19 protein-coding genes are annotated in these 18,271 nt (G+C 74.4%); 7 read left to right on the top strand and 12 right to left on the bottom strand.

The genetic code is table 11. The annotated features are described in order from the left end of the window. Nucleotide 1: 1 nt before the first annotated feature. The 7 genes from pqqE to ACIQTO_RS24220 all read right to left on the bottom strand — a co-directional run bounded on the left by pqqE (nt 2) and on the right by ACIQTO_RS24220 (nt 6,573). Nucleotides 2-1,393 carry a pyrroloquinoline quinone biosynthesis protein PqqE gene (pqqE, locus tag ACIQTO_RS24250; protein ID WP_402391652.1) on the bottom strand — a complete coding sequence of 464 codons (1,392 nt, stop codon included), beginning with the start codon at nt 1,391-1,393 and terminating at the stop codon, nt 2-4. Further along, complete coding sequence (locus ACIQTO_RS24245; protein WP_402391650.1) at nt 1,390-2,127, bottom strand: pyrroloquinoline quinone biosynthesis protein C; 738 nt, start codon at nt 2,125-2,127, stop codon at nt 1,390-1,392. Before ACIQTO_RS24245 ends, pqqE begins: the two co-directional genes overlap by 4 nt. After that, nucleotides 2,112-2,279: a hypothetical protein gene (locus ACIQTO_RS24240; protein WP_402391647.1), complete on the bottom strand. Its 168-nt coding sequence runs from the start codon at nt 2,277-2,279 to the stop codon at nt 2,112-2,114. Before ACIQTO_RS24240 ends, ACIQTO_RS24245 begins: the two co-directional genes overlap by 16 nt. A gap of 192 nt (nt 2,280-2,471) precedes the next feature. Further along, nucleotides 2,472-4,040 carry a PQQ-binding-like beta-propeller repeat protein gene (locus tag ACIQTO_RS24235; RefSeq protein WP_402391644.1) on the bottom strand — a complete coding sequence of 523 codons (1,569 nt, stop codon included), beginning with the start codon at nt 4,038-4,040 and terminating at the stop codon, nt 2,472-2,474. 369 nt (nt 4,041-4,409) lie between these two features. Further along, nucleotides 4,410-4,610 carry a hypothetical protein gene (locus ACIQTO_RS24230; RefSeq protein WP_402391641.1) on the bottom strand — a complete coding sequence of 67 codons (201 nt, stop codon included), beginning with the start codon at nt 4,608-4,610 and terminating at the stop codon, nt 4,410-4,412. Nucleotides 4,611-4,793: 183 nt separating this feature from the next. Continuing rightward, nucleotides 4,794-5,537 carry a DUF4232 domain-containing protein gene (locus ACIQTO_RS24225; protein ID WP_402391639.1) on the bottom strand — a complete coding sequence of 248 codons (744 nt, stop codon included), beginning with the start codon at nt 5,535-5,537 and terminating at the stop codon, nt 4,794-4,796. A 340-nt stretch (nt 5,538-5,877) separates the two neighbouring features. Then, nucleotides 5,878-6,573 (bottom strand): hypothetical protein, encoded by a 696-nt coding sequence (locus ACIQTO_RS24220; RefSeq protein WP_402391637.1) that lies wholly within the window; start codon nt 6,571-6,573, stop codon nt 5,878-5,880. A 422-nt stretch (nt 6,574-6,995) separates the two neighbouring features. On the opposite strand from ACIQTO_RS24220, the gene ACIQTO_RS24215 reads away from it, so the two are divergent. Together ACIQTO_RS24215 and ACIQTO_RS24210 are read left to right on the top strand one after the other, a co-directional pair. Further along, on the top strand, nt 6,996-7,379 hold the full coding sequence (locus tag ACIQTO_RS24215) for a hypothetical protein (RefSeq protein WP_380577156.1): 384 nt from the start codon (nt 6,996-6,998) through the stop codon (nt 7,377-7,379). A gap of 21 nt (nt 7,380-7,400) precedes the next feature. Further along, complete coding sequence (locus ACIQTO_RS24210) at nt 7,401-7,661, top strand: hypothetical protein (RefSeq protein WP_402391634.1); 261 nt, start codon at nt 7,401-7,403, stop codon at nt 7,659-7,661. Nucleotides 7,662-7,916: 255 nt separating this feature from the next. Here the strand turns inward: ACIQTO_RS24210 and ACIQTO_RS24205 are convergent, their stop codons facing one another. The 4 genes from ACIQTO_RS24205 to ACIQTO_RS24190 form a co-directional block, all read right to left on the bottom strand. Further along, nucleotides 7,917-8,696 (bottom strand): phosphotransferase family protein, encoded by a 780-nt coding sequence (locus tag ACIQTO_RS24205; RefSeq protein WP_402391631.1) that lies wholly within the window; start codon nt 8,694-8,696, stop codon nt 7,917-7,919. Nucleotides 8,697-8,758: 62 nt separating this feature from the next. Continuing rightward, nucleotides 8,759-8,881 (bottom strand): hypothetical protein, encoded by a 123-nt coding sequence (locus ACIQTO_RS24200; protein ID WP_286185328.1) that lies wholly within the window; start codon nt 8,879-8,881, stop codon nt 8,759-8,761. A 110-nt stretch (nt 8,882-8,991) separates the two neighbouring features. Continuing rightward, nucleotides 8,992-9,393 carry a hypothetical protein gene (locus ACIQTO_RS24195; RefSeq protein ID WP_402391629.1) on the bottom strand — a complete coding sequence of 134 codons (402 nt, stop codon included), beginning with the start codon at nt 9,391-9,393 and terminating at the stop codon, nt 8,992-8,994. A gap of 386 nt (nt 9,394-9,779) precedes the next feature. After that, on the bottom strand, nt 9,780-11,084 hold the full coding sequence (locus ACIQTO_RS24190) for a helix-turn-helix domain-containing protein (RefSeq protein ID WP_402391627.1): 1,305 nt from the start codon (nt 11,082-11,084) through the stop codon (nt 9,780-9,782). A gap of 728 nt (nt 11,085-11,812) precedes the next feature. On the opposite strand from ACIQTO_RS24190, the gene ACIQTO_RS24185 reads away from it, so the two are divergent. Continuing rightward, nucleotides 11,813-12,349, top strand: coding sequence for an AAA family ATPase (locus ACIQTO_RS24185; RefSeq protein ID WP_402391624.1), 537 nt, complete (start codon nt 11,813-11,815; stop codon nt 12,347-12,349). Nucleotides 12,350-12,391: 42 nt separating this feature from the next. On the opposite strand, the gene ACIQTO_RS24180 is transcribed toward ACIQTO_RS24185, so the two are convergent. Continuing rightward, nucleotides 12,392-12,940, bottom strand: coding sequence for a MarR family winged helix-turn-helix transcriptional regulator (locus tag ACIQTO_RS24180; RefSeq protein WP_402391621.1), 549 nt, complete (start codon nt 12,938-12,940; stop codon nt 12,392-12,394). A gap of 46 nt (nt 12,941-12,986) precedes the next feature. Here ACIQTO_RS24180 and ACIQTO_RS24175 point away from each other — a divergent pair, with 46 nt between their 5' ends. From ACIQTO_RS24175 to ACIQTO_RS24160, 4 genes are all read left to right on the top strand, one after another. Beyond that, nucleotides 12,987-13,946, top strand: coding sequence for an EamA family transporter (locus ACIQTO_RS24175; protein WP_402391619.1), 960 nt, complete (start codon nt 12,987-12,989; stop codon nt 13,944-13,946). 351 nt (nt 13,947-14,297) lie between these two features. Then, complete coding sequence (fusA, locus tag ACIQTO_RS24170) at nt 14,298-16,418, top strand: elongation factor G (protein ID WP_402391617.1); 2,121 nt, start codon at nt 14,298-14,300, stop codon at nt 16,416-16,418. Nucleotides 16,419-16,626: 208 nt separating this feature from the next. Further along, nucleotides 16,627-17,526: a neutral zinc metallopeptidase gene (locus ACIQTO_RS24165; protein WP_402391694.1), complete on the top strand. Its 900-nt coding sequence runs from the start codon at nt 16,627-16,629 to the stop codon at nt 17,524-17,526. A 179-nt stretch (nt 17,527-17,705) separates the two neighbouring features. Continuing rightward, nucleotides 17,706-18,068 carry a hypothetical protein gene (locus ACIQTO_RS24160; RefSeq protein ID WP_402391615.1) on the top strand — a complete coding sequence of 121 codons (363 nt, stop codon included), beginning with the start codon at nt 17,706-17,708 and terminating at the stop codon, nt 18,066-18,068. Nucleotides 18,069-18,271 lie beyond the last annotated feature (203 nt).

The raw sequence follows: 18,271 nt of genomic DNA, 5'->3' as shown, positions 1-18,271 counted from the left end.
TTCAGCGCAACCTCCGGGGTGCGGGGGCCGGGGTGGTCGCCGGGACCGGCCCGGTGACCAGGTGGTGGTCGGGGGAGAGGCGGCAGGCCGGATCGGTGGCCCCCGGGTCCCCGGTGAACTGGAACGCCTGGCACCGGCAGCCGCCGTGGTCCACCTCGCGCAGCGCGCAGCCGCGGCAGGGCTCCGGCATCCAGTCGGTGCCCCGGTAGCGGTTGAACAGGGGCGAGTCGTGCCAGCTCGCCGCCAGGCCGTCGGTCACCGCGTTGGGCAGCGGCGGACCGGGCAGCTGCGCGGCGGCCAGGCAGGGCAGCACGTCGCCGGTGGGTGCCACCACCAGCTGCCGCTTGCCCCAGCCGTCCATACAGGGCTTCACGGTGCCGCCGTGGTGGTCGGCCGCGACGTGCACGATCTCGATCCGCCCGCCGTGGCGCTCCCGGGCGGCGGCCACGTCCAGCTCGGCCCGGCGGACCTGTGCCTCGCTCGGGGCGAGGTGGGCCCGGTTGTGCCAGGCCCAGCCGTAGAACTGGGTGTGCGCCAGCTCGACCCGGTCGGCGCCGAGCGCCACCGCCAGGTCGGCGAGCGCCCCGAGGCGGGCCAGATTGCCCCGGTGCAGCACGACGTTGACGGTCAGCGGCAGCCCCGCACCGGTCAGCAGCCCCGCCGCGGCGAGCTTGCGCTCGTGCGCGGCGAGGCCGGCCACGGCGTCCGCGCGGCGCAGGTCGGCGTCCTGGACGGAGAGCTGGACGTGGTCCAGGCCCGCCCCGGCCAGCGCGTCGGCGCGCGGCCCGTCCAGCGGGATGCCGCTGGTGACCAGGTTGGTGTAGAGGCCGAGGCCGTGCGCGTGGGCGACGATCCGGGCCAGATCGCGGCGCAGCAGCGGCTCGCCGCCGGTGAGGTGCACCTGGAGGACGCCGAGCCCGCGGGCCTGGTCGAGCACCCGGAGCCACTGGTCGGTGTCCAGCTCATCGCGGTAGCGGGCGAGTTCGACCGGATTGGCGCAGTAGGTGCACTGCAGCGGGCAGCGGTAGGTGAGTTCGGCGATCAGGCCGAACGGCGCCGGTGCCCGGACGGCGGCGCCCGGCAGCCCGGTGGCCGAGTGGGGCAGCGCGGGCGAGCCGGAGCCGTCCAGGGTGAGCAGCCGGCGTTCGACGAGGTCGGCGAGCAGTGCGCGGACCTGCGCTCCGTCCACCCCGTCGTACTCCGCGGCGAGCCCGGCGGTGATCAGGCCGGTGTCGCGCCGGCCGTCGCAGTGGCGCAGCACGGCGGCGGCGGTGTCGTTGAGCAGCAGGACACCCTCGGGGTACAGCAGGGCGGCGCGGTCCCGGACCGGGTCGTGCACCAGCCGCACCCCGCGCCGCAGCCCGGGCACCTCGACGGCCGGTGTGGTCGTCACCGGTCGGCCCCGTAGTCGACGGCGTCCAGCATGGCGCGCAGCACCTCGCACTTGAAGGCCAGTGCGTCGAGCGCGGCCTGCTGTTGGTGGGCGGTGACGCAGTGGTCCAGCACGAGCTCCAGGGTGCGGGCACTGTCCTTGCGGGCGGTGGGGATGCGGTGCTCGAAGTACGCGTACCCCGCCGGGTCGATCCAGTCGTAGTGGGTGCGCCAGGCGGTGACCCGGTCGGCCATGTGATCGGGCGAGAACATCTCGGTGAGGGCCGCCGCCACGCCCTCCGTCCACGGCCTGGTCTGGCAGAAGTGCAGATAGCCGTCGACGGCGAAGCGGACGCCGCGGGCGACGTGCCGCTGGTCGAGGACCTCCGCGCGGTCCAGGCCGACCGCGTCGGCGAGCACCAGCCAGTCGGCCAGCCCGCCCTCGGCCGGCCCGCCCTCGGCGGATCCGCCCGGTCCCTCCGGGGCCGTGCGCTCCGGGGCCGGTCCGTCCTGGTAGGCGAGCCGGTCGACCCAGGCCCGACGGACCTCCGGCAGCGGGCAGTTGGCGATGATCGCGGCGTTCTTGCGGGTCAGGCTGAGCTGGTAGTACCAGCGGTTGGCGACCCAGCGCCGCAACTCCGGTGGCGTGCAGCCACCGGAGTGCAGGCGCAGATGGAACGGGTGGGTGTCCCAGTACCGTTCCCGCAGGTCGTACAGCCTGGCCGCGAACCGCTCGCGGGTCAGCGGTTGAGCCACTGGGCGGCCCGTCCGGCGTAGGCGGTGACCTCGGCGCCGGTGCGGTGGCACTCCACCGCCGGCGGGGACCAGGCGGGCCTCGCGACGGCGCCGGCCGCGCGCTCGGGCGGTACCGCGGTGGGGGCGGGCAGCGGGGCGGCGGTGCGGTTCATCGGGATTCCTCCTCGGGAGAGGGCGGGTGGGAGGAGCACACGGGCCCGGTGGGCCGCGTGGCCCCGTGGGTCAGGACGCTACGAGCCGCCGGGCCCGGCCGCCGGTCCAACCCGCGCGATGCGCGGACAATCGCGCTCGAACGGGTGACGGGCCGGGGCCGGGTGTTCGGGGGGCCGCGGTGCGCCCGGCGGTCATGAAGCGGCGCGGCCGAAGGCGACCAGGTGTCCGTCCTTGGTGCCGACGAACACCCGCCCGCCGTCCGTGGCGGGGACGGCGAATCTGCTCACCGTGCCGAGCGCGAAGCTGCGGCGCAGCTTGAGCGTGCCGTTGACCGGCAGCGGGTCGTACACCCGCAGCTCGCCGTTCTGCCCGCCGGGACCGGTGCCGGAGTAGACGGTCCAGACCAGCGCCGAGCCGGAGACCGTCCCGTTGGAGGTCACCACGGGCGAGCCGGAGGCGTAGCCGAAGCCCTCGGCGCTGGTGCCCGCGCTGGTCAGCTGGGGGTTTCCGGTGCCGTTCACCGAGTACTTGAGCGCGCGCAGCGACCCGTAGTTCTCGACCAGGTAGACGTAGCCGCCGTCGCCGCCCCAGACCCCCGGGTGGCCCCAGACGCCCTTGAACGGGCCGGTCGTGCCGACCGCGCCGTCGGTGCCGTTCGGTCCCTGGCCCATGCCGCCCAGGTGGTCGCGGTCCAGCAGGAAGATCCGGCCGTCCTTGCCGACCTGCACCAGCAGGTGCGGGTGGGCGGCCGTGCCGAAGCCGGACGGCAGGGCGGCCGGCCCGCCGGAGCCGAGGTCCACGTCGCCGTGGTCCATGTCCCGGTTGTTGGTCGGGCTGAAGAAGTCCTTCGGGGCGAGGCTGCCGTCGGCGTTCACGCCCAACCGGACGACGGACTCGGCGAAGTGGCCCTGCGGCTTGTCGCCGGGGCCCTTGGGCGGGGAGGAGCCCGTGCCCGCGCCGTTGCCGGTGGCCAGGATGATCCGCCCGGTGCCGTCCGAGACCAGACCGCCGCCGCTCATCCAGACGCCCGCGTTCTGCGAGGCGGAGCCGGACTCGGTGGACCAGAGCGTCAGCTTGCGGGTGCCGGTGTTGACGCCCGCGACCACGCCGACGTACGTCCCGACGCCGCAGTCCGAGGCGAAGCCGAAGTACACCGCGCCGTCCAGCAGCAGCAGTCCGGCGCGCTGCGCCGAGGTGCCCGGGTCGAAGGCGACCCCGGGACTGTTCACCGGCGCGCCCTGGACGGTGACCGGCCAGCCGCTGCGCGAGGCGCCCGAGGCGATGTCCAGCGCGTGCGCCGAGAAGTGGGCGCCGCCCTCGTTGGACTTCGCCACCAGGTAGACCGTGCCGCTCGCCTTGTCGTACACGGGTGTCGAGGTGATGCCGGTGCCGGGGGAGAGGCAGGCGGTGGAGGACGGGACGGGCGTGCCGAGCGCGCGCTGCCACAGGATCCGGCCGTCGGTCGCGCTGATGCCGTAGACGTGGTTCGTCTCGGTGACGACCACCACGGTCGAACCGGCGACCAGTGGCTGGGCCAGCACGGCGCCGTCGACGGCGGTGGACCAGCGCCGGCCGAAGTCCGAGCCGGAGACCTGCGCGGGGCCCAGGCCCGGCTCGGCGGCGTCCCAGCCGGTGCGCAGACTGTTCACCGAGACGGTGGGGTTGTCGGCGCGCGCGGACGGTGCGGTGGCCAGCGAGCCGGCCAGGGCCGGGGCGAGCAGGGCCAGCCCGCCCAGCAGGGCGGTGCCCGTGCGGGACACCGGCCTTCGGCGCGCCGCCGGGCGGGCAGCCGGCGCGCTGCGCGGGCCGCCCGGGGGTCGGGGTGGGTGGAGTCGGCTCATACGGTCCGCCTTGGCTGTCGGGGGGAGTACGGGGTACGGCGCCGTGGCGTCATTCTGTGAACGCCCGTGCCGTGCCCGCATCCGCCCGCCGCCCCAGCCCCGGTGCCGTTCACGCCCCGGAGGGAACGGGCTGCGCCGCCCGGCGTCTCCCCGGCGGCCCTCCGCCGCTGCCGCGAGGGTCCGGGGCGGCTCCCGGCCGGAGCCGGGGGCGCACTCCTGGAACCGGACGTACCCCGAGCCGTCGCGGGGCCGGCGGCCCCCGGCCGGAGCCGGGGGCCGCGCAGACGGTCAGGCCATACAGGCGGCCCACTGGCCGCGCGCGAACGCCTCGCCGCCGGACCAGTAGTTGACGTTCCACGCCGCGGTGCACTGCTCCCGCTTCGAGAGCTGCCGGGGGAAGGCGTTCGCCTCGGTCCCGGTGGCCAGGACGAGCAGGGGGGCCAGCACGGCCGCGGCGGCCGCGGCGGCGGCCATTCGGCGGATCTTCATGGGTGTGGATCTCTCCTTCGGGACGGCCCGGCGCACCGGCGCGGCCCGCACGGACGACGTGCGGGGCGCCGGACCCGGCGGGAGCGTTCGGCTCCGTGTGCGGCATCCTGGCAGCGCCGGTCGGCCCGGGGACATCCCATCATCCTGGGGGGCACCGGCCCGGCACCGCGGCCACGAAGGGGGCTACTTGCCGGCGGCCGTCATGGAGGTGACCGCCTCCGCCAGGCCGGCGCGGTAGAGGCCCATCCGCGGGTTCAGGACGGGTACGCCGCTGGTGAGCGGGAAGTTCTGGGTGTTGGCGAGGGGCATGTTGGTGCCGTCCTGGTCGGCCAGCACGTTGAGTTCGTCGATGCCGGGGGCCGTGCCGGTGGTGGCGCCGCTCGGGTCGAGGTCGATCACCGCGTAGGCGCTCCGGCCCGCCGGGACGGGGAACCGCGCGGTACCGCTCGCGAGCACCGGCTTGATGTTCCGGCTCTGGTCGCGGGACGTGGCGTTGCCCAGGTCGACCCCGGGGGAGGAGCTCAGGCTGCAGGCGTCGGCGCCGGTGTTGCGCACCTCGATCACCCACTGGTGGGGCGCCCCGGAGCGGGCCGTCACGTGGATCGAGAGGCTCGTGATGTCGCACGGGTGGGCGGCGGCCGTGCCGGTGCCCCCGCCCTCGGGCCGGGTGCCGCCCGACGGGCTCGCGGCGGGCGGCGTCTGCGTGCCGGGGCGTGATGCCGCCGCCGTGGTCGGTGCGCCCGTCGCGGGGGCAACGGTGGTCGGTCCGCCCGTCGCGGAGGGGGCGCCGGCCACCGTGGTGGGCGCGGGGGCCGGCGTGACGCCGGCCGAGTCGGCGTTGTCGGGCCCGCAGGCGGTCAACGCGAGCCCCGCCCCGACGAGGAGGGCGGCGGAGACGAGCAGCTGGCGAGGGTGGCGGACGGACATGGTGGCTCCCCGATGGCGGTGCGTGCTGACGACGTGGACACCTCACAGGACGGTCGGCCGACGGCATTCGGTGGCACCGTCGGCGTCACAATCGTCAGGACACGACGCGGATCGAACCGTGACATTCGGTCGGGTGCGGTGCAGTTGACACGGCGTACCGCTGGCCGTACCACTTCCGCCCCCTCGCGCCCGCCACCGCCGCTCGCACCGGGCCGGGGAGCCACCGCGGCCCGCCGGCCGGTGGGTCGGGGACCCCGCCGGAGGGCGCCCGTGCACCCTCCGGACCGTCAGCCGGCCCCGACTCGATCCTCAACCCCCTGGCGGAGGAAGGGGATCAGGTTCAGCCGGTGAGCGACTTGCCCAGCACCATCGCCAGCGCGCCCTCGGCGAGTGCCTCGGCCGGGGCGTTGACCTCGTCGTGCGGACTGCGGTCCTTGACCACCTCGACGGCGTAGGAGCGGTCGCCGGCCAGGACGAGGACCCTCGGGTGGGTGCCGTCCTTGCGCTGGGTCAGCACCGCGTCCTGACCGACCCCCGGCAGCGGGGTGACCTGGAGCTGGCCGTCCTGCCGGGCGGCGGCCAGGGCGTTCGGGCCCGCCTCGCGGAGGGAGGCGTACGACTCGCGGGAGCCCCAGGTGCAGCCCCAGGGCGTGCTGCCGTCGCTCGCCGGATCGGGGTGGGTGCCCCGGAACGGGCCGGCGGTGCCCACCGCGGCGATGACCTGAGGAGACGTCAGCAGGGTGCAGGCGTCCGCGGGCCGGTGGGCGGCCGCCCCGGTGGGTTTGCCGGTGGCGGTGGGAGTCGGCACGGTGGTGGTCGGCGCGGTGGGAGTCGGCACGGTGGGAGTCGGCGCGGTGGGTCCGGTGGGCGTCGGGGCGGTGGACGCCGTGGTGGTGGCCGCGGGTGTGGTGGGCGGGGGTGCCGCCGCCGTTCCGCCGCCGGAGGACGAGCAGCCGGCCACGGCCACGGCCGCGAGGGCCGCCGCGGGCAGCCAGAGCTTTCGACGGCGGTACGGAACAGATGAGTTGAGCTGCACGGGGACCCCCTCGACCGGCGCCCGCCGGTGCGGCGGGCTGCGCTGTTCAAGGGATCCTAGTGGTCGGGCGTGGCCGGTATCTCCCGTTCCTGTGCCGGGAGTTGTGCGGTCTCGTCACGAGCGTGGCCCGGCGCGTCCGGCGGTCGGGCAGGCGGTCCGGGGTACGGGGGTGGTGCGCGCACGTGCGGACGGGCTCCGGGCGGCGCCCGTGGCAGGAGGGCCTGACCAGGTCCGATGGGGCGAAGGTCCTTTACCAGTGCGGGGTGTTCGGTGTCGAGCTCTCCGTCATCAGCTCCCCGGACGGGTGATGTTCTGGTGAAAGTGGTCATGCCAGGAACGGCGGCCCGGCATCCTTGGGCCGGTGACCAGGAGGATCCCGCACCCGGCGGAGTCCCGCGACCAGGCGGATGGAGGCCCAGACGGTGAGCACGAACCTGCCGGAGACCGTGGCGGAGGGGCCGGTGGTCCTCCCGGCGCCGCCTCGTGTGGTGGACGACCTGGCCCGTGACCTGACCCATGCCGCGGCTGCCGTCCGGGCGGTCTCGCGGGCGGGGCGCAGCGGCGGTGACGTCGCCGTCGCGGCGTACACCGCCGTGGTGTGCACCGGCCGTTCGGCGGCGCGGGCCCTGGAGGAGGCCGCCGCCTGGTGCCGGCAGGCGCCCGAGGCCGAGGTGCACTCGCTGGCCTGGGCCCGTGTGCCCGGACATCGCGACGACGTCTACGAGTACCGCGTCACCCTGGCCGTGAGCTTTCCCGACCACGAGACCGGGGAGCACAGCGGCGACACCCATCACGCCCCGCGCTGAGGCCGGGCTAGGATCGCCCTTATGGATCATGGGGATACGGGCGGGACGCAGGCGACGACGGAGGAGCGCGAACTCTCCACCGGGGCGGCGGTGGCCGCCACCGTGCTGGCGGCGCTGGGTGCCGTGGCGGTTCTGCTGGCGGTCTTCCACTGGCTGGGCTGGACGGCCCCCGGCATCGGCTGGCTGCTCGCCAAGGGTGCCGTCAAACTCTGTGCGGGCGGTGCGGTCGGTCTGGTCGGCGCGCTCGCCTGGCTCCGCCAACGGCGGGCGGCGCGCGCGTAGTTCGAGGCCCCTGGAGCGGCTCCGGGCAGGTCCGGAGCGCCGATGGATTCGGAACGACAGAGCGTCCGGACCGCGTGAAGGCCGGTGACCAGGGGGTCACCGGCCTTCGCTTGGTCATGCCGGAGGCGGATCGGGGATCAGGACAGCTGGATGGCGTTCCAGTCCCAGTTGGCGTCGGCGGGGTGCGGACGGTCGGGGCGCAGCGCGGGCAGGCGTAGAGAACCTGTCCGGTGGCGTTCTCCCGCCGGTCGTGGGTCAGCTCAGCAGTGCCCGGAGCCGGGCGTTCTCTTCCTCGGCGTACGGGCCGAACCGGGCTGTGGCGTCATCGCTGACCACCCGTACGAAAGCGGCCCTCCTGGCCTGGGCGGCGTGCGCCCACTCGGAGAAGCCGCTGAGCCACGCACGGGCGTTCCGAGGCTCCCATCCGTACCCCATGAGCCGGACTGCTGTCTGTGCGGCGTCCACCCATGCTGGGCCGACCGCGGGCATGGCCCAGTCGACCAGGTAGCCGCGCTGGGATGCGATCAAGAGGTTGTGCGGGTTGGTGTCGGTGTGCAGCAGCGACGAGCCTTCGAGTGCCGCGGAGTCCCCGGGGCGAAGAACCCGGCGGTACCGTTCGGTCAGCAACGGGACACGTCCGCCGGTAGGCGCGCGGCAGGAACGAGCGCGCTTGAGGGTGTCGGCGACGATCGCCGCGTCCCGTGACTGCGGCGTGAGGTCGGCATGTCGGCCGTCCACGCAATCAAAGGCGATCAGGTGCCATTCGTCGACGACGGCTTCCCAGCGCATCGCCGGGCCCACTCGGCCAACCGCCGCATTGATGTCGGCTTCCATGCGCTGCGCTTCCCAGCTGCCGGGGTCGGCGATGAGCGCGCCCTTCAGGAACAGCTTCGCGGTCGTCGTCGAGAGGATCAGCGCCGTTCGGCAGGTGATTCCCTCGGGCACCGTTTCGGCAGAGAGCACCTTCCCATCGCGCTCCTCGACCACCGCCCTCACCGTTTCGGGAAGGTTGTCCCAGCTGACGTGAGGTTCCATACTTTGATCCCTTCGGCGAGGGGGAGGGAGCCCCGGACGGCCCCCCTCCCCGGAGCGCATGATCAGCCCTGCGTGGCACCGCACTTGACGCAGCGCATCTTGGCACTCCACATCTGGTACTGGTGGTCTCCGCCGGCGGGGCAGCTGCCGTTCCCCAGGATGTGCGCCGTGATCTTCTGTCGCATGGCCGTACTTCCCTTCATCTGGTTGATGAGCCTTTCAGGGGCCCGCTCCGACCGTTCGACTGTCCAAGGTCGGCCGGTCAGGGCGGGAGTCATGGGGTGGCGCACTCCGGTCAGTGCCGCCGGTGGTTGGCTTCCCGGAGCCGTGCCAGCAGCAGCGCCCGGCGCTGTCGCTCCTCGGCCGTCAGGGGCACCTCGGCGTGCTCCTCGGGGGTGAGGACCGGCCGAGGCCCGGAGGGGTACTCGCGCGGCCACGGGTGGGCCCTGATCCACTTGAACGGGTCTACGGGCTCAGGCTCCTCCGAGAGGCCCTGTAGGGCTGTCCGCGAGTTGTCCTGGTGGTCACTCATCCGGGTCCACCTCCGGTTCTCGCGCTCCCCGTCGTCGGTGTGCCGCTGACGCCGCCGGACCAGGTGGCGCGCGATGGTGGGGTTCACGTCGGCCGGGTACTGCGCTGCGGTCCCGTCGAAGTACAGGCATCCCGGGCACTCCGTCTCGGCATTGCGCTCGGGCACTTCAGGGAGCGTCCTCACGCCGCACCCGTCTTGCTGCGGCACTTCGCGTCGTGCCCCTCACGGAGCCTCTGAATGTCGCGCACGGCGTCCTCGTCGTGAAGCTCTGCGGGGGCCTCGGCGAAGATGCCGGCCATGCGGTCGAACGACCGGCATACCGGGCACTCTGCCGGAACCTCGGGGGCCTTCTCAGACCGCGTCATGCTGCCCCCAGTCGGGACAGATGTCCGCGCCACAGGCGCGGGGGAGCCACTCCCGCAGGATGCCCTGGCCGATTGCCTTCGCCGTATGTGCCGTCGTCCTCGTCCAGGGGGTGGTGGACGGCGGAGCTCCTTGACGACGACTTGCCTTGCGGCGGGAGTGCTTCCTGGTGCCCGGGGCGTTCGCTGTCATCGGCTCCGCTCCTCTCCGTGTTCGTACGGAAAGGCTGCCGTGACGGATGTACGAGTAACAGGAACGGAACGTCCTACTTCTGATCGCTCATCAGCTACGCCCAGGTTCTGTGCCAACCTCCGCAGCCCGGGCGGGCGCGCGGGTCCGGCCCAGAGATCGGCCACGATGGACACGGCGAGGGTGTGGTGCCTCATCCAGCCGGGAGCGACCCGCTGAAGCTTCTCAAGGCTGGTCACCGCTCCGGCCGCATCGCCAATGTCCGTATAGGCGCGGGCGATGTCCAGGAGCAGCCAGGTGCGCCATGATGGAGGGGTGTCGGCGCTGAGCCGCATGCCCCGGGCCAACTTCAGGGCCTCGTCCGGTCGGGCATGCTGGACGGCCAGGCGGACCCGCTCGATTCGCACCGAGGAGCGGCTGAAGATGCTGACCATCCGTCCGTCGGCGGGCGCCGGAAGCTGGGCGAGGCGCGTCGTCGCCTGTTCGGCGGTGAGCATCATGTCCGACGCGCCGCCGTAGTCCCCATTGCGGGCCGTGCTGGTTGCGGCCGACATGATCAGGCCGCCCCAGACCCGCAGGCCTTCAGCACTTGTGGAGTGCTCCCGCTCGACACCGTCGGCGGCGTGAACTGCAAGGGATTGGGCGTCGTCCAGCCGGTTCTGGCGTTGGTACGTCCAGGCCACCGAGTTGCAGATCATTGCGGGCAGCAAGGGATCCTCGGAGGAGTCTGCCGCCGCTGTCGCCCGTTCCAGGCTGGACAGGCCGAGATCGGTCTTGCCCAGTCGGATGGCGAGATGGCCGCCGAGTTGAAGGGCCTTTCCCAGCGCGTGCTGGCCCTTCAGTCGATCCCGTCCCTTGCCCACGGCGGCAGCGAGGCGGGCGTCGGCGATGATGCCGGGCAGCACTTCCATGACACGGCCGAACTCGGCGGCGTGGTACAGCGTCCAGGCGTCCGCGATCTCGGCACGGAGCATCGGCAGCGAGAGCCTGTCGGCCCCGTCGGGCGCGGGAGGTGGAGCGAACAGTGGCGGCATGATGGCGCGGCGGACGGCGACCAGTTCCGGGGGCTCGGCGTCGCCGGTGGACGGCACGGCGGGCGGATCTCCGAGGAGCGTCGTCAGCTCGACGTCAAGGCCTTTGGCCAGTGCGTGAAGCGTGGGCAGTCTCGCGGACTGCTTGCGCCTCTGCTCCAGCTTCCGGACAACGTCCACGGATACGCCGGACTTCTCTGCCAAGCCCTCTTGTGTCAGGTCCGCCATCCTGCGAAGCCTGGCCAGACGGTCCCCGAGATGGTCGTTCGCCATGGGCCCGACAGTACGCCTCGGCGAGCAGGCCAGGCCCCTGACACCGGGCCGGAGAACAGGAGTTCGGACGCGTGGAGTGGGTGGTATGACGCGGCGGAGCAGCGGAAGCAGCTTGCCAACCTCGATCGACAGCTTGCCAAGGCTGCCAATCGGCGGTGTTGCTGCGCGTGCGGTTCGACCACTGGATCGCCATCTCCGATATCGACAGCGGGTTCTTCACTCCCGACAACTGAGGTCGTAGGCGGATGCCAGGTATTCAGGACGGCGGGCGCCTCGTCTGAAGGTCGGCCCAGGTTTTCGCCGCATGGCAGGACGGGCAGAGGAGTTGAACGTTCCCGCTCACGTCCTCCCCGCCGTGGGGATGGGCGTGACGTGGTCGACGTCCAACCCGGAGGCGAGGTAGCTGAAGCCGTAACGGGCGGACAGGCCATCGCCGTTGGCGTTCACCACGCGGCGGCGTCGTGGTGCCGGGCAAGGTCCCTCCGCCGCCGGTGCCGGGCCCTGAACGACCCGCCCGCCGGGAACGCCCGGTGATGGTCGTCGCGCCGCCCCGGGCGGGTGGCGATGTCTGTGCCTTCGATGCGGCGCGACCTGGAAGTCGCCCCCGACCGGAGCTGAGCCGCCGCCGGCCCGACCCCCGGCCGTGCCGCCCGCCGGGACCGGTCGGGCCGACGCCCGATCGGGCCGGGCGCCCGCCGCTCCGGCCGCCGTCCACTAGCGTGGGGCAGATGACGGGGAGTGAGCACACCGTGCTGATCGTCCTGCGGGGGAACAGCGGATCCGGGAAGTCGAGCGTCGCGGCCGCGCTGCGCGACCGGTACGGGCGGGGGTTGGCGCTGGTCGGGCAGGACAATCTGCGCCGGACCGTGCTGCGGGAGCGGGACACGGACGGCGCGGCCGCGATCGGTCTGATCGACACCGTCGCCCGCTACGCGCTCGACCACGGCTTCCACGTCGTGGTCGAAGGCATCCTCTCCGCCGCGCGCTACGGCCCGATGCTCGGCCGGCTGGCCGCAGACCATCGCGGTCGCACCCGGCTGTACTACCTCGACGTCGACCTGGCGGAGACCTTGCGGCGCCACGCCCGGCGGCCGCAGTCCGCCGAGTTCGGCTCCGAGGAGATGACCGGCTGGTACGTCGGGGGCGACCTGCTGCCCGGGGGCGTGGAGCGGGTCATCGGCCAGGACAGCACCCTGGAGCAGAGCGTGGCCCGGATCCTGGACGACACCGGGCTGACGCCCCCGGGGTGGCGGCCGACCCCCTGAGCGGCCGTCGGCGGCACTCGTGGGGGCGGCCCGCCCCCACGATCAGTCGCCGGCGGGCGGCCGTGGATGGTCCAGGCGGTGCTGCCAGGTGGTCAGCAGGTTTTCCAGGGCGCCCGACTCCGCCGGGGTGAGCAGGTCCAGCAGGCGGTGCTCGTTGCGCATGTGGGCGGTGAAGGCCTCGTCGATCAGCCGGCGGCCGGCCGGGGTGAGCGCGACGACGCGCGCGCGACCGTCCGCGTCGCTGCGGCGGCGGGTGACCAGACCGGCGCGTTCCAGGCGGTCGATCCGCTTGGTCATGGCCCCGGTGGTGACCATCGTGTGGGCGGCGAGCTCACCGGGGGCCCGTTCGAACGGGGAGCCGGCCCGGCGCAGTGCGGCGAGTACGTCGAACTCGCCCTCGCCGAGGCCGTAGCGGCCGTAGACCAGGCCGAGCTCCTCGGTGAGGCGGTCGGCGAGGCGGTGCAGCCTGCCGATCACCGCCTGGGGCGAGACGTCGAGGTCGGGCCGTTCCCGCCGCCATTCGGCCTGGATGGCGGCCACGTGGTCGGGGGTGCCGGGCGGGGGGCCGACCGGTTCGCGCTGCTGCTCCATGGCACCATCCTAGCCTGATAGCTTCCTGGGAAGCTATATTGCTTCCATGGAAGCCAATCTGCGATGGGTGCTGCTGACCGCCGTCGCTCCGGTCGCCTGGGGCGCCAACTACTACGTCACCCGCGCGTTCCTCCCGGCGGACCTCCCGCTCTGGGGCGCCGCCCTGCGGGCCCTGCCGGCCGGGCTGATCCTGCTGGCGCTGTGCCGGCGGCGGCCGCGCGGCGCCTGGTGGTGGCGCTCGGCGGTGCTCGGGCTGCTCAACACGGGCGTCTTCTTCGCCCTGCTCTACGTCGCCTCGCAGTTGCTGGCCACCAGCGTCGCCTCGACCGTCATGGCGGCCTCCCCGCTGGCGATGATGCTGATCGCCTGGGCCCTGACCGCCGAGCGACCCGCCCGCGCGCACCTGGCCGGCGCGGTGCTGGGCCTGGGCGGGGTGGGGCTGCTGGTACTCACCCGGACGGGTCCGGTGAGCCTGCCCGGGCTGGCCGCCTCGGTGACCGCGATGCTGGTCTCGTCCTGCGGCTACGTGCTCGCCGGACGATGGCGCGACGGCGCGGACGTGCTGGCCTCGACCTCCTGGCAGCTGATCGCGGGCGGGCTCGTGCTGCTCCCGGCGGCCGCGATCGTCGAGGGGGCGCCGCCCGCGCCGGACCTGTCGGAGCTGCTCGCGCTCGGGTACGTCACCGTGGTCGCCACCGCGCTGGCGTTCGTCGCGTGGTTCGCCGGTCTGCGACACCTGCCGGCTGGCACGGTCGGACTGGTCGGCCTGCTCAACCCGCTGACCGGCGTCCTGCTCGGCACGGCGGTGGCGGGGGAGGAGCTGGGGCCGCCGCAGGCGGTGGGCCTGCTGCTGGTGCTGGCGGGCGTGGTGCTCGGGCGGCCGCGCGCCGCGCGACCGGATTCCGCGCGTCACCGGTCGGGAGCGGTCGGACAGTCGTCGGCCGGTCGGTCCGGGGCGGGCGGTCGGTCCGGGGCGGGGGGTCGGTCGGGCGGGAAAACCGGGTGACCCGTGCGGTGCGGGCTCCCTAGACTCGCCCCGCAGTCGCACGCCGCCGCACGTCCGTGGGGTGGCGTGCCCCGTGACGAGTGAGGGAGGACCGGTCGTGCGCTACCGCACCGCTGTTGTCGTTCCCTCGTCGCGGTACGAGGTGATCCTGGTGTCCTCGTGCGTCCGGTGCCCGCTGCGCGGCCGGCACCGGAAGTCCGCGACGAACGCCTGAACCGCCGCTCCACCCGGCCCCGATGACGGAGCCCAGGGTGGGCGGTGCGCGCGGCCGGACGCCCTCCGGCCGGCCACGGCCGTCGTCGCCGCAATCGCGCCGCCACCTCTGCGGAACACTGCGAAAGGCACCGGGCCATGCGCACCGACCTCGCCGGCACGACCGGCACGACCACGACCGCCACCACGACGACCGGCACGACCACCACGGCCATCGCCGCCGTGCGCAACCTGGGCATCCTCGCCCACGTGGACGCGGGCAAGACCACCGTCACCGAGCGGATCCTCTACCTCACCGGCGCCACCCACAAGCGGGGCGAGGTCCACGACGGCACCACCGTCACCGACTTCGACCCCCAGGAGCGCGACCGGGGCATCACCATCTTCGCCGCGGCGGTCAGCTGCGCCTGGGACGGCCACCGGATCAACCTGATCGACACCCCCGGCCACGTGGACTTCGCCGACGAGGTGGAGCGCTCGCTGCGGGTGCTCGACGGGGCGGTGGCGGTGTTCGACGCCGTGGCGGGCGTCGAGCCGCAGAGCGAATCGGTGTGGCGCCAGGCCGACCGGCACGGCGTGCCGCGGATCGCCTTCGTCAACAAGCTCGACCGCGCCGGCGCCGACCTGGACACGGCGGTCGCCTCCATCCGGGACCGTCTGCACCCGGCCCCGCTGGTCGTCCAGCTGCCCATCGGGCGGGAGGACGGCTTCACCGGCGTGGTCGACCTGCTGCGGATGCGCGCCCTCACCTGGGCGGACCGGCCGGGCCCGGACGCCTACCGGGAGGGCCCCGTCCCCGAGGAGCTGCGGGCGGAGGCCGAGCACCGCCGCCACCTGCTCGACGAGGCGGTGGCCGGGCTCCACCCCGGCGCGCTGGAGGAGTACTGCGACAACGCGGCGCTCTCCACCGGCACGCTGGCCGCCGCGCTGCGCGACCTCACCCGCACCGGGGAGGCCGTGGTCGTGCTGTGCGGCTCGGCCTACCGCAACCGGGGCATCGAACCGCTGCTCGCGGCCGCGGTGGCCTATCTGCCCTCGCCGTTGGACGTGCCCGCCGTGCGCGGTCTGCTCGACGGCGCGGAGCAGTGGCGCCCCGCGGACCCGGCCGGGCCGTTCGCCGCGCTGGTGTTCAAGGTGAACGCCACCGCGACCGGCCGGCTCACCTACCTGCGCGTCTACTCGGGCACGATCCGGAAGGGGGACACGGTGCTGGACGCCGGTGCGGGACGCACCGAACGGGTCGCCCGGATCCTGCGGGTCCAGGCCGACCGGCACGCCGAGACGGAGTCGGCCGCGGCGGGGGACATCGTCGCCGTGGTCGGGGTCAAGGCCGCCCGCGCGGGCGCCACGCTCTGCGCGCCCGGCGCCCCGCTGGTGCTGGAGCCGACCGTGGCGGCCGACCCGGTCGTCACGGTGGCCGTCGAGGCCCGCCGGAGCACCGACGGCGAACGGCTGGCCACGGCGCTGGCCCGGCTCGCCGAGGAGGACCCGTCGCTGGTGGTGCGGACCGATCCGGAGACGGGCCAGCGGGTGCTGTCGGGGCTGGGCGAACTGCACCTGGAGGTCGCGGTGGAGAAGATCCGCCGGACGCACGGGCTGGAGGTGACCGTCGGGCGGCCGCAGGTGGCCTACCGGGAGACCATCGCGGGCACGGTGTCCGGTCTGGTCCACCGGCACGTCAAACAGGACGGCGGCGCCGGCCAGTTCGCCCAGCTGGTGCTCGACGTGGCGCCGCTGGACGCCGACGACGCCCGGGCGGCGGAGGGGTTCGTGTTCCGTTCCACCGTCACCGGCGGGCGGGTGCCGAAGGAGTACGTCCAGGCGGTCGAGGCCGGCTGCCGGGACGCGCTCACCGAGGGCCCGCTGGGCGGCCATCCCGTCACCGGGGTGCTCGTCACGCTGACCGACGGGGCCACCCACCCCAAGGACTCCTCGGACCTGGCGTTCCGCACCGCCGGGCGCCAGGCCCTGCGCCAGGCGCTGCGGGCCTGCAACCCGCTGCTCCTGGAGCCGGTCGCCGACGTGACCGTGCAGGTGCCCGAGGACGCGGTGGGCGGCGTGCTCGGCGACCTGGCGGCCCGCCGCGGCCGGGTCCAGGGTTCGCAGGACCGCGCCGGTGCGGCGGCCGTGACGGCGACGGTGCGGGCGACCGTGCCGCTGGCCGAGCTGTTCGGCTACGCGACCGGGCTGCGCAGCCGCACCCAGGGCCGGGGCACCTTCACCGTCCGGCCCGCCGGCTACGCCCCGGCGCCGCGGTAGGCGCCGGCCGGCCGGGCCCGCCCGCACCGGGGCGGGCCCGGCCGGGGCGTCCGTCGTGGGGGCGTCCGTCGTCGGCGCGTGGTCGGCCGCCGCCCCCGGCAGACCGCCCCTGACCTGCGCGTCCTTCCCCGGCCGGGGCGGTCCGGCGGGCTACCGTGGCCGGGCGGCCGCACCCCGGGGTCGCGGCGGGCACGACGGACGGATGGCCATGCAGTTCGACGACCAGGGGGACCTCGACACCTCGCAGGTGGACGACCGGCGCGGGAGGCCGGGCGGCAGGATCGCCGTCGGCGGCGGCGCGGCGGGCCTGCTGGTCGCCCTGGTCGCGGTGCTCCTCGGCGTCGACCCGGGCCTGCTCGGTCTCTCCGACGGGGGCGGGTCGGGCGCCGGTGCGCGGCCGAGTACCGCCGGGGAGGTCCAGCAGGTCTGCCGCAGCGGGGCGGACGCCAACCGTCGCCAGGACTGCCGGATCGTGGCCGTCACCAACAGCGTCCAGGAGTACTGGCGGGGCGAACTGCCCCGACACGGCACGCCCTACCGGCCCGCCGAGACGGTCCTGTTCACCGACCGGGTCTCCACCGCCTGCGGCGCGGCGACCTCCGCCGTCGGGCCGTTCTCCTGTCCGGGCGATCGGCAGGCCTACGTCGACCTGGGCTTCTTCGACGAGCTCTCCACCCGGTTCGGCGCCCGCGGCGGGCCCTTCGCCGAGGCGTACGTGGTGGCCCACGAGTACGGGCACCACATCCAGAACCTCACCGGTACGACGGAGAAGGTCGGCCGGGACCGGCAGGGCCGGAACAGCGCCTCCGTGAAGCTCGAACTCCAGGCGGACTGCTACGCCGGGGTCTGGGCCCACCACGCCACCACCACCCCGCAGGCCGCCACCGGCCGGCCGCTGATCAGCATCCTCACCGACCAGGACATCGCCCAGGGGCTGGACGCGGCGGCCGCCGTCGGCGACGACCGGATCCAGCAGCGGGCCACCGGCCGGATCGACCCGGAGAGCTGGACGCACGGCTCCTCCGAGCAGCGCGAGGCCTGGTTCACCACCGGCTACCGCACGGGCGCCATGACCAGCTGCGACACCTTCACCACCGCTGCGCGCTGACCCTCACGGCCCCGGACCGACCGTGGCCGCCCCGCCCCGACCCGGGACCGGGGCGCCCGTCCGTCGCCCGCCACACCCTGTCATCCGTCAGGGACCGCTGTCGCCGCCCCGCTCCTACGCTGCTGATCACCGGCCGGATCAGTCGTCCCCGGACCAGCCACATCAGAGGGAGAACCACCATGCGCAGGATCCTGCACGCCGCCGCCGCGCTCGCCCTTGCGACCGCCGCCGTCACCACCCTGGGCGCCACCGGTGCCCAGGCCGCCGACAGCTGGGACGGCTGTCCGTCCGGGGCGGTCTGCGTCTACGGCGAGGGCGCCCCCACCTCCACCCCGCCGACCGACGTGTTCTACAGCTACGGCGCCCACAACCTGTCGAACAAGACCGGCTGGCACTGGGTCCTCAACAACCAGACCGGCGGGGCCCACGCCCACCTGTGCCTCGGTTACAACGGCACCAACTGCACCTACGACATGCCCGCCCAGAACGGCGTCTGGGCCGACCTCGGCCCGGTCAACTCCATCACGCTCGACCGCCCCTGATCGTCCGCGTCTGTTCCTGACCGCCCCTGACCGCCCTTGATCGCCCCGGCGACGAGGCGACGAGGCGACGAGGGAACGAGGGAACGAGGCGGCGGGGGGGGCGCGGCCCCGGGGGGGGGGCCCCGCCGGGGGGGGCGGGGGGGGGCGGCCCCCCCCCCCCGGCGGGCCCCCCCCCCGCCCGGGGGGGGGGGGGGGGCGGGGGC

The organism is Kitasatospora sp. NPDC091207 (assembly GCF_044768625.1).
Taxonomy (GTDB): Bacteria; Actinomycetota; Actinomycetes; order Streptomycetales; family Streptomycetaceae; genus Kitasatospora.
This window is presented reverse-complemented; position numbering and strand designations above follow the sequence as displayed.

What these genes read in the sequence shown, in the direction of transcription:
- ACIQTO_RS24180 (WP_402391621.1), bottom strand. Translation starts at nt 12,940, where the DNA reads ATGGAGCAGCAGCGCGAACCGGTCGGCCCCCCGCCCGGCACCCCCGAC.
- ACIQTO_RS24240 (WP_402391647.1), bottom strand. Translation starts at nt 2,279, where the DNA reads ATGAACCGCACCGCCGCCCCGCTGCCCGCCCCCACCGCGGTACCGCCC.
- ACIQTO_RS24210 (WP_402391634.1), top strand. Translation starts at nt 7,401, where the DNA reads ATGGATCATGGGGATACGGGCGGGACGCAGGCGACGACGGAGGAGCGC.
- ACIQTO_RS24185 (WP_402391624.1), top strand. Translation starts at nt 11,813, where the DNA reads ATGACGGGGAGTGAGCACACCGTGCTGATCGTCCTGCGGGGGAACAGC.
- ACIQTO_RS24190 (WP_402391627.1), bottom strand. Translation starts at nt 11,084, where the DNA reads ATGGCGAACGACCATCTCGGGGACCGTCTGGCCAGGCTTCGCAGGATG.
- ACIQTO_RS24225 (WP_402391639.1), bottom strand. Translation starts at nt 5,537, where the DNA reads ATGTCCGTCCGCCACCCTCGCCAGCTGCTCGTCTCCGCCGCCCTCCTC.
- fusA (WP_402391617.1), top strand. Translation starts at nt 14,298, where the DNA reads ATGCGCACCGACCTCGCCGGCACGACCGGCACGACCACGACCGCCACC.
- ACIQTO_RS24175 (WP_402391619.1), top strand. Translation starts at nt 12,987, where the DNA reads ATGGAAGCCAATCTGCGATGGGTGCTGCTGACCGCCGTCGCTCCGGTC.
- ACIQTO_RS24165 (WP_402391694.1), top strand. Translation starts at nt 16,627, where the DNA reads ATGCAGTTCGACGACCAGGGGGACCTCGACACCTCGCAGGTGGACGAC.
- ACIQTO_RS24160 (WP_402391615.1), top strand. Translation starts at nt 17,706, where the DNA reads ATGCGCAGGATCCTGCACGCCGCCGCCGCGCTCGCCCTTGCGACCGCC.
- ACIQTO_RS24230 (WP_402391641.1), bottom strand. Translation starts at nt 4,610, where the DNA reads ATGAAGATCCGCCGAATGGCCGCCGCCGCGGCCGCCGCGGCCGTGCTG.
- ACIQTO_RS24205 (WP_402391631.1), bottom strand. Translation starts at nt 8,696, where the DNA reads ATGGAACCTCACGTCAGCTGGGACAACCTTCCCGAAACGGTGAGGGCG.
- ACIQTO_RS24200 (WP_286185328.1), bottom strand. Translation starts at nt 8,881, where the DNA reads ATGCGACAGAAGATCACGGCGCACATCCTGGGGAACGGCAGCTGCCCC.